At 64.5% G+C, this 9,288-nt stretch carries 9 protein-coding genes; 5 read left to right on the top strand and 4 right to left on the bottom strand.

Annotated elements, in window-relative coordinates:
• Both AB4Y86_RS05425 and AB4Y86_RS05420 read left to right on the top strand, forming a co-directional pair.
• Positions 1–1,069: glycoside hydrolase family 32 protein (locus tag AB4Y86_RS05425; protein WP_441400792.1), on the top strand; the 1,069-nt coding region annotated here is incomplete at its 5' end.
• A gap of 354 nt (positions 1,070–1,423) precedes the next feature.
• Positions 1,424–1,660 (top strand): hypothetical protein, encoded by a 237-nt coding sequence (locus tag AB4Y86_RS05420; RefSeq protein WP_441400791.1) that lies wholly within the window; start codon positions 1,424–1,426, stop codon positions 1,658–1,660.
• A gap of 5 nt (positions 1,661–1,665) precedes the next feature.
• On the opposite strand, the gene AB4Y86_RS05415 is transcribed toward AB4Y86_RS05420, so the two are convergent.
• On the bottom strand, positions 1,666–2,166 hold the full coding sequence (locus AB4Y86_RS05415) for a LacI family DNA-binding transcriptional regulator (RefSeq protein WP_441400789.1): 501 nt from the start codon (positions 2,164–2,166) through the stop codon (positions 1,666–1,668).
• Between the two features lie 420 nt (positions 2,167–2,586).
• On the opposite strand from AB4Y86_RS05415, the gene AB4Y86_RS05410 reads away from it, so the two are divergent.
• Positions 2,587–3,414, top strand: coding sequence for a hypothetical protein (locus tag AB4Y86_RS05410; RefSeq protein WP_441400787.1), 828 nt, complete (start codon positions 2,587–2,589; stop codon positions 3,412–3,414).
• 133 nt (positions 3,415–3,547) lie between these two features.
• Here AB4Y86_RS05410 and AB4Y86_RS05405 read toward each other — a convergent pair whose 3' ends face one another.
• The 3 genes from AB4Y86_RS05405 to AB4Y86_RS05395 are packed head-to-tail and all read right to left on the bottom strand — an operon-like array spanning position 3,548 to position 7,724.
• Positions 3,548–5,224: an NERD domain-containing protein gene (locus tag AB4Y86_RS05405; RefSeq protein ID WP_441400785.1), complete on the bottom strand. Its 1,677-nt coding sequence runs from the start codon at positions 5,222–5,224 to the stop codon at positions 3,548–3,550.
• 50 nt (positions 5,225–5,274) lie between these two features.
• A complete protein-coding gene (locus tag AB4Y86_RS05400) occupies positions 5,275–6,768 on the bottom strand; it encodes an ADP-ribosylglycohydrolase family protein (RefSeq protein WP_441400784.1) in 1,494 nt (497 codons plus the stop codon).
• Positions 6,765–7,724 (bottom strand): ARPP-1 family domain-containing protein, encoded by a 960-nt coding sequence (locus AB4Y86_RS05395; RefSeq protein WP_441400782.1) that lies wholly within the window; start codon positions 7,722–7,724, stop codon positions 6,765–6,767. The genes AB4Y86_RS05400 and AB4Y86_RS05395 overlap by 4 nt, the downstream gene beginning before the upstream one ends.
• A gap of 93 nt (positions 7,725–7,817) precedes the next feature.
• Here AB4Y86_RS05395 and AB4Y86_RS05390 point away from each other — a divergent pair, with 93 nt between their 5' ends.
• Positions 7,818–8,489, top strand: a complete 672-nt coding sequence (locus tag AB4Y86_RS05390; protein ID WP_441400780.1) for an NUDIX domain-containing protein — start codon at positions 7,818–7,820, stop codon at positions 8,487–8,489.
• 310 nt (positions 8,490–8,799) lie between these two features.
• A partial coding sequence (locus AB4Y86_RS05385; protein ID WP_441400778.1) for a heavy metal-binding domain-containing protein occupies positions 8,800–9,288 on the top strand: 489 nt, incomplete at its 3' end.

The following is a 9,288-nucleotide window of genomic DNA, read 5'->3' as shown; positions in this document are numbered from 1 at the left end:
GGGCTGGGACGTCTCAGAATTCGCGGGACAGAATGCACAATTGCGGGTCGTTGACCAAGCTACCGGCGGGTGGGGACACCTGACCCTTGACCACGTCATGCTCACCGATACCGCCGCTGTTCCCAGGTCCGATGAAGAGACCGTGAACCTGGTTGTCAACGGAAAGGTGGTCCGCACGGCCACAGGCAACGACAGTGAATCGCTGGATTGGGCATCCTGGAATGTTAAGGAATTCGTTGGCCAACAGGCGCAGATCAAAGTCGTCGACAACAACCGATTCGGCTGGGGGCATATCCTCGCTGACGAATTCATGGCGAGTTCCACAGCAGCGACAAGCCGCCTGCAGTCCTACGACTGGCTGGACTACGGTCGGGACCTCTACGCCAGCGTGTCTTTCGGCAACATGCCCGATAACAAGCGGGTCATGCTGGGCTGGATGAACAACTGGGACTACGCGAACGACATCCCCACCAGCCCGTGGCGCAGCGCCATGGCACTTCCTCGCGAGGTCACCCTGACGCAGACCCCCGACGGCCCCCGGCTGAGCCAAAGCGCTGTGAAGCAAGTCGACAAACTCGACGGAAAGGTCTCCTACAAGGACAACAAGGGCGGCCCGATTTCCGCAGGGGCCCACCAGTTGCCGGCTGCGGCCTCGGGACAGGTCCAGCAGGTGGACATTACCTTCGCCCCCAGTACGGCGAAAAAAGCGGGCATCACCGTTCTGGGCGACGGAAACTCCTCAACAGTCATCGGTTACGACGCCACGACCGGAAAAATGTTCGTCGACCGTACGAAATCCGGCAACACGGCATTCCACCCGGCATTCGCCTCCGTTGAGAACGCTCCCATTGCCCTGGACAAGAACGGTAACATCACCATGCGGATCTATCTCGACCACTCATCCGTAGAGGTATTCGCTCAGAACGGTCTGCGGACCATCACTGACCAGGTATTCCCCAACGCCGGAGCCGACAAGATGGCCCTCTTCGCAGAAGGCGGGACCGCCCAGCTCAAATCACTCACCGTAACGCCCTTGGAAAAGGCGATGTTCCTTCCCAAAAAGAAGTAACCTGACCGGCTCCCTGTGGGTTGGAGCTAAGGGAGCTAAGGGCGAGCTGAAGGGACTGAGCGCCGGTATTGCACCGGCCTCAGTCGCTTCAGTTCTTTCCAGATGGCTACGAAGAAGCATTCGCGTTGAGGATTGCCAAATGGCCACTTAGGGCGACAATTAGCGCTGCGAAAACGCCGCCACTYAGCGCTGCGAATCACACACATGGCGGGTCCGGTGCACGCGGAGGGCGCGTCCGGTCCGGCCGGCCGCTCCCTCCGCGATGCTTTGCCGAGGTGGCCATGCTGACCCTACAATCGGCCTGTTCGGCCGCTCCGCACTCGTCGGGCTGCCGCCACCGGGTGCTCTGGATGCGTGACCGGCCACAACCCAGCTGTTCCACCCCGGCGACGTGTTCGAGGACTCGGTATCCGCCGCCAGCTCAGCCGCCTGCAGATCGGCCGTCAGCTGTTCGGCGTGGGGTTCCTGGCCGGCCTGATGCTGTTGCAGTTCGCCTCCGGCCTCGCCGCGCGGGCCAGCGCCTCCATACTGCTGTACGCGATGGGCCGCGAGTTCGTCCTGCCAGAGGCAGTCTTCGGCAGATTTCAATGACACCCTCAGGCGGGGACGTAAGCTGCCTGCTCGTCGTTGATGGCGACGCTGGGCGAGCCCGACTTGTCGCTGATGGCCACGGAGATAATCGGGACCCTGGGGCCGAGCAATTGCCGTGTCTCCGGCGTGATCACCGCGGAAATGAGGATGACACCGGCGGCCCGGTAGGTGCGCAGAGTCCGCAGGTAGCCGGCGATGTAGGCGGACTTGGCGCCGGTGCGCCCGAGCATCACGGCGTAGCCGCGTTCCTGGGCTTCCTTCTCCACGCACTGCATGACCTGGGATGCCAGGTCGTCGGAGACCATGGGGGCGAGGAGTCCGATCACGGAGGTCTGCCGGGTCTTCAGGGCCCGCGCGAGGTGGTCCGTTTCGTAGCTGAGGCTCTGGACCGCGGTCTCGACGCGTTCCCGCGTCTCGTCGGAGTAGCCCACCAGCCCATTGACAACCCGGGAGACGGTGGCCGGGGAGACACCGGCGTGCTTGGCGACATCGCGGATGCTGACCACTGTTCCTCCTCCCTGAGGGTGCCTGCGGGTGCAGCGTGAATCGGCCGTGGGCCAGGTTACGTAAACGGTTTCGTTACGTGCAGGATCAACAGTAAGGGGTGGTGGCGGGAACGCGTTGCGTTTCGTAAACGGGGCGCTGGAGGGGGCGCCGGGCCGCGGTCTACGCGGCCTTGACCGTGATAGCAGGGACCTGATCTAGCGTCCCGGCCAGCCGCTGATGTCCCTGCAATATTCGGATCTGCCCCACATGATGGTGTGCGTGGGGGACAGTTGTGCGACCGCAGCCGTCAAGGTGTGGGTACGAGCTGGCACAGAGATGGGGCCGGAACGTTCGGACAGGCAATCAAGATGCTCAAATCGCATCGGTCATACGAGAAATGTGCTTTCATATCTCAGTCATATTTCTAGCATTGGGGAACCTTGGACATCGAAGTAATTTCACTATTGATTAATCTTGTCACCGCACTCGCCGCGGTGGCAGGTGTTTTTATCGCCACTCTTCTCGGTAGGAAGGCGGTAGCAGTTGCCGCCGAGACGGTAGAGCGTGCCTCGTTGGATTACGCGGCTGGAAGGGCGGACCTGATTACGCAGGCCAGGGTCAGCGCCTTTGAAGCTATGGCCGAACTGAAAGCATCGATGCACGTATATTGGAAAGAAGATCCTCAGAAACTGCTGGAGGCCGATCCAAACTCTGCTCGCGCCCAGGACCTCATTCAGCAACGAAACGCTGCTGAGGTTGATACACATCGAGCGATGTACAAGCTGCAGGGCGCTGGCGAACGGCTACGGGAAGTGCTGCCGACTGCTGAGATCGTTGAGCTTGTGAGATCACGGAGCACCGATGTTAGTAACCGCGAGATTCGAGGAGTGCGGGCGCCGGTAGGCGTCGACATGCCCGCAATTCTTCAGCTCGTGCACCTTTACGAGCGCGGCGCCATGGCGCTCTACTTCTCGCTTGTTTCGGACGGAAGGTACCCCGATCCGAAAACTGATCCGGAGCTCTTCAGCAAGGAATTCATGGGAGATCTTGAGCTCGACGGAAGCGGCGCCGGCTCAGTCTGGCTCACGCGCGTACAGGAATGGCTTTCGAACCAGCTGTCCGTGATTTCGAATCAGACAACGCCTGCAATTATTGCAATTAACTTCGTGGAATCCTACTTGGACGTCCAGTTGGCGAAAGCCGTCCACGATGTCACTGATTCAGTGCTGGCGGAGAGCCGTGCCGGAGTGGTTGTTCGCGCAAGATAGCAAGGACTCAACCCGGCTATAGGGTGGCTGCGCATCCCTTACGCCTGCCGTGGAGTTACGGTCCAGTCTAGTTCTCGGCCCTCAAGCGCCTGCTGAGGGCCGGGATCTGGACGGCAGGAAGAAAATCGGTAGGTCAGAGGCCGACAGGAGTGGCAGGATTCCAGTTCTCAGCGCGCGAAAGTGCCATCTTGAGTTCCCTCCCGCCGGCCTTCTCCAGTAGATCGGAGTCGCCGACCACCACCAGCAGGCTTCGAGCTCGGGACAAGCCCACGTAGAGCTGCTCGGCTGCACGACTTAGATCCTTGAAGCCGTTGACGCAGAGAACAATCACAGACCGTTCCAAGCCCTTGAAGCCCAAAACGTGGCCGTAGAACTCGCTGTCGTTTGCATGGAACTCGCGCCAGTAGTCAGCGGTGGTGCCGTTCTCGAAAAATTCCTTGTGGATGGGGTGACGATCTTTCGTCGTCAGCATCGCAATCTGGTTGTTCGCCCATCCCTCCTCGATCAGCGCGTCGATGCAGTCTCCGGCGACGTCGAGGGCATCCTCCGTGGCGCACTCAACCCGGCGGACAGGAAGTCCGGTGCTGCCACGGGGCGTGAAGTGGTCACCCGCAAAAGACCTGAACGTCTCCGCGATCTTCCGTGTATTGCGGAGATTCTCATCGATATGGATCGTCACCAGGTCTTCCAGCGGGCTTGCGCCATCGGTCGAAGGGTTGCCCCAGCGGCGGTAGACGTCCTGGTGGTCGTCCAGGAAGGCGTAGATCTCGGCGTCGTCCGTCGCGGTGGCAAGCAGCGCCTCCCACCAGAGCGGAGCGAAATCCTGGGCTTCGTCAATGACCACCGCATCCAGCCGCTGCTGGGGCTGTAGACCGACCGCAAGCTCCTTGAGTAACTGGGGCAGTTCCTCTTCGAAGTAGGCGGGCCCAGTGCCATCCGGCACCCCCAAGCGCCGGGCATATTCATGGAACTCGCCGGTGAATTGGGGCTGGGCATGACGCCAGTTGGACACCCGGTCCTGTAGATACTGGCTGATGCCCTTGTTGTAGCTAAACAGCCCGACTCGTTTGCCCTGTTTGCACAGCAGTCGGGCCTTCTCGATGGCCAGCCACGTCTTGCCGCTGCCCGCGCCACCGACGAATCGGACCCTGGGGAGGGAACGGGTGGCCTTCAAGAGCACCGACTGCCGTTCGGTGAGGTGGTCCTGGGCGTCTTCCTGCTCTTTCGGGTCCAGCAGTTGGCTATCCCTTCCCAGCGTTCCGTTGAGCACGCGGACGATGCGCTCCATGAACGCGGGCGCTAGCGAAGAAGCGCCGCCTCCTTCGCGCTCGATAGCGGTCCGGACCAGTTCGGCCGCTGACGCCGTGTCTTCCCGGTCCAGGACAAGCGACCGCGGGCAGCCCGCCATCTCCCACGTCCGGGGAACGTCGGTGTAGGGGAGGCTGACCATGTAGGCGAAGCGGCTCGTCAGCGGTGTGCCCAGTTGGCGGCCGATCCAGTTCTTGAAGGCATGGAGCGAACCCTGCGACTGGGCAACGGGACTCTGAATCTTGTGGACACCGGACCTGTCGGACTGCGTCCATTGCCCGTTGTCGACGGCGATGCGGCCGCCCTTCACCTCGATGGCGGCCATACCGACGCCGGGCCACAGAACAAGGATGTCGATCTCGTGTTCTGCCCGTCCGTCCCGCACCTGGACCGAGTGGGCCAAAACGGCGTCGTCGGGCAGACAATCTTTGAGTGCTTCCCAGACCACTTTCTCCGCCAGTTGGCCGTCACGGAAGTCCGGTTCCTCCGGAATACATTTCACTGCTGCCCCCGCAACTCTGACGTGAATCAATAAAACCCATTTCGCTTAGCCTAGGGTGCCATTTGAAAATTCTTCAGCAACCCCAAGAACAACCCATTCGGGTTCGCGCCCGGCAGTACCCTCCGCACCTCAGCCAGCGCCTCCAGAGGCGTAACCCCCGCGACCTCGGCCCCGTACAGCGCGGCGACGGTCGGCGTCCGGGACTCGGCCCGGACGCAGTGCAGCAGCACCGTCTTGCCCTCGGCGCGGAAGCGTTCGACGGCGGCTGCCGCGTCGCGCAGCACGAACGCGGCGTGCGCGTTGTCCTCCTCAAGAGGCGAGTCGATGACCCAGAACGTCGCGTGATCCTCCGGTACCACGCCCGGCACATCCAAGGTCCCGAGCCGGCACAGCGACACCACGGCGTCGATCCCCAGCTCGGCCACCAGTGCCAGGGAGCCGACCCCGCCCAGCCAGACGCCGTCGTCGTGCGGGTGCTGGACAAGAGCGTCGGTGCGGCCCCACATGCTGTAGTCGTGGCGCTCGGCGCGCGGCCAGGACGCGGGCCGGCGGCCGTCGCCGCGGCCCAGCTCCATGCCGAGCATCATGAGGTCGCGGGCCCAGAGCCCGGGCCAGCCGTGCAGGCGCCGCCGCCATTCGAAGGGCACGGCCGTGTAGCCGTAGGCGGCGCCGAGCAGCCCGCCGGCGATGGCGGCGACAGTGTCGGTGTCCCGGCCGCCGCGGACGGCTTCCTCCAGCGCGGCCCGCAGGTGCACCGGGCCCGAGGCGGTCAGGCCGGCGAAGTGGATGGCGCTCCAGGCGCCCTGGAAGGCCTCGACTACCCAGCCGTTGCGGGTGAAGTCCCGCGGCCGGGAACGCTCGGCCGCCTCGATGCGTTCCAGCCACAGCGCGGCCCGCTCGGCGGATAGCAGCGGCAGCCCGGCCCGGACGTCGAGCCGCCCGGTCAGCACGGCCTCGCGGATGGCCACGCACCAGAGGCCGCAGGCTTCCTGCGCGTCGGGGTCGGCGTGGGTCAGCGCACTCAGCACCCCCGCCTGAGCCATCAGGGACGCCGCGTCCCGGCCCAGGTACGCCAGCGCCAGCGGAGCGGTGCGCATCAGCGAGCCGTTGCCGGCGCTTCGGCCGGTGCGGGCGTGGAAGTCCGCGGCCGCGGTGCTGAAATCGGCGGCCCGGACCTTGTTCCGTCCGTCGGCGGAGGCCAGCCGCCGGGCCGAAGCGATGACGGCACTGGTCTGCGCGCCGACGTCCTTGGCCTCGGCCGCCCACGCGGTCCAGGCCCGGACCACCATGGTGAGCGCCGTGGGGGAGGAGGATCCGGCGTCGGACACTGCCTCGAGCAGCGCCTGGGCGACCGGGACGGCCATGGAGGTGTCGTCGGTCCACTCGGCCGGCGCGAACCCGAACGGCCCGCCGCCCTTCATGGTGACCTCGGCACCGTCCGGCAGCGGCGCGCCGAACTCGTAGCCGGCGCCGAGGGCGTCGCCGGCGGCCAGGGTCACGAGGACGCCGGCCGCGCGGTCATTCTGCAAAGGGTTCAGTTTCATGCCAGCTCCATCAGGGGGTGGTGGGTGTTCCAGCCGGTCAGGTGGGCCAGCTGGGGGCGGCGGGTGGGAAGTTCGACGGCGATTCCGGCGGCGGACACCGGGCCGGCGGAGCGGGAGACATTGCGGCTCCGGAGCGCGCCGTGGCTCCGGACTTCAACCGCCGCGGCGCCGCCGTCGAACGTGCCGAAGTCCATCACCTGGACGTGGGCGGCGAAGTCGCGGGCCCGCTGGCCCGGCATGGGGCCGGAGGCCAGTGCCTGGGGTGATAGAAGCTCCAGGTCCAGCAGTGCGGACTCGATCAGCTGGCGGTAGTGCCGGCGGAACAGCGTCCCGGTGCCGAAGACCTCCAGGAGCAGCGGCTGCGTGCCCAGTCCGATTACGACGCCGCGCTGGCCCTCCAGCGGTGCCGGAGCGTCGGCGGCGTCGAAGCGGTGGTGCGCGTTGTCCTTGAATCGGTCCATGTGGTCCAGCAGGGAGCTGGTCACCGACGCGCCGCGGGCCGCGTCGAAGCGGCTGACCCGCTCCCAGATCCGCCCCTGCCGGTCGCCGCCGCGGCGGCCGTCGACGCCGGTGGCGAGCTCGGACCACACGTTCAGCGGTGCGCGCCGTGCCTGCCGGCGGTGGCTGGTCCGCCCGGCTTCCCAGCGGCCGGCCTCGACGCAGAAGGTGTCGATGTCGCGGGTTTCGCCGGGGCCCAGGAGCACGTCGCGGGCGCAGGTCCGGTGTTGCTGTCCGCCCTCGAGCAGCTCGCCTTCCAGCAGCAGGGCCGGGTGCGGACCGTTGTTGGTGACGGTGAGCCGGGCGACCTGGGGGCCGCTGGCGAGTTCAGTCACGGCGACGTCGGCGTGGGTCCCGGTACTGATGCCCAGATTGCCGGAGCCGGAGGTCCAGACGGGGAAGATACTGAGCGGGCCGAGACTGCTGCCGGCRCCGACGTGGAGCTGGGGGACTTTCATGGGAACCTCCGGTTGATTTAGATCACTTCTGCGCTAATTGACTCCAGTATGCACGGCTTGCATCTTTAGCGCAATACTGAAATAAATAATCCTGTGAAAGATTCCCAGAACGGCGCCGGAACGTCCCTGCTCGACTACCCGCGCCCCTCGGTGGCGGTGGACACGGCGGTGCTGACGGTGGCAGACGGTTCCGTTTGCGTGCTGCTGGTGCGCCGCGCGGAGGATCATCAGCACGGACAGTGGGCGCTGCCCGGCACCTTCCTGCGTGAGCGCGAGACCCTGGCGGACGCGGTGCTGCGCTGCCTGCAGGAGAAGGCGGGGATCTCCGGGCGAGTACCGCGCCAGCTCCAGGTGTTCGACGACCCGGCGCGCGACGACCGCGGCTGGGTGCTGTCGGTGGCGCACGTGGACGTGGTGCCGCTGGCGGCACTGGAGTCAGCGTTAAAGTCCGACGGCGTCCGGCTGGCCTCCGTGACAGGGGAGCCGGAGCTGATCGCCGGGCTGCCGTACGGCCACGCGGAGATTGTTGCGAGAGCGGTGGAGTGGCTGCGGGCCGCTTACGCCGAGGCGCCGGACCCTGGTGCGCTGCTGGCTGAGCCATTCACGCTGAAGGGGTTGCGGGAGTTGCACGAGGTGGTCGCGGGCTCAAGTTTGATGCGGGACACGTTCCGGCGGTTCATGGAACCGAAGCTGCAGGGTACCGGGCTAATGTCCGACGGGACGCGGGGGAGGCCGTCGCGGTTGTGGCTGCGGGACGGGGAGTAACGACGCAGGCTCAATAGGTGACTTGCGCGTTAGGGCCTCGCAAGTCGACAGCGTCCGGCCCGACTGAATGCGCTCGATGGGCAGCGGGGAACTCTTCGAACGGGGAGTGTATACAGCGTGAGCCCATTGCCGTTCGCGATAGGCTGTGGGCGAAATGCCTCCACGGGAAACTTTGATCGATTTGCTTTCGGACGTTCAGGTGTTGTTCCAAGAGTGACGCAGACCAGATGCATAGCGGCCGCTATGCAAGATCAATCCTTGATGTTGGCCCAACAGAGCACGCCATGAAATATCTACGATGGGGAGTTACATGAAAACCAGAGACATTGCCAAGAAATACCAGCTTGACCCGGGGGACTTCGATCGGTGGTTAAAGCAATCCAGCTTCCAATTCAAGTCTGGGATTACTGGCCTGAGCGTCGACGACGGCGTCAACGCTGACGAGATGGTCGGCCACTTCAACCAGTACCGTATCCAGGAGAAGGCACGAGTAGCTGAGGAGCAAGAACGTCTCGCGCTAGAGCAGGCCAACGCGGAGCAAGCTGAGCTAGCCAAACAGCAGGCTATGGCGAGCATGCTCATCAGCTCCGGTTTCAACTTTGAGGGCTACAGCATCACCAAGTACTCGGGCTACATTTCCGGCGACGATGCTGTATCGATGGACCGACCAACCCACTGGTTTGGGAGTGTGAACAAGGATGTCGGCTCAGACTTGCTGTCAGGACTGTCGCACATCAGGCGAAACGCTCTAGCAGAGTTGAAAGAGGCCGCGTATGCGCTCGGATGCAACGCCGTGATC

The sequence above is a fragment of the Arthrobacter sp. 2YAF22_2 genome (assembly GCF_052114645.1).
GTDB lineage: Bacteria > Actinomycetota > Actinomycetes > Actinomycetales > Micrococcaceae > Arthrobacter.
Note: the sequence above shows the minus strand (reverse complement) of the source record. Positions and strands in the feature narration are given on the sequence as shown.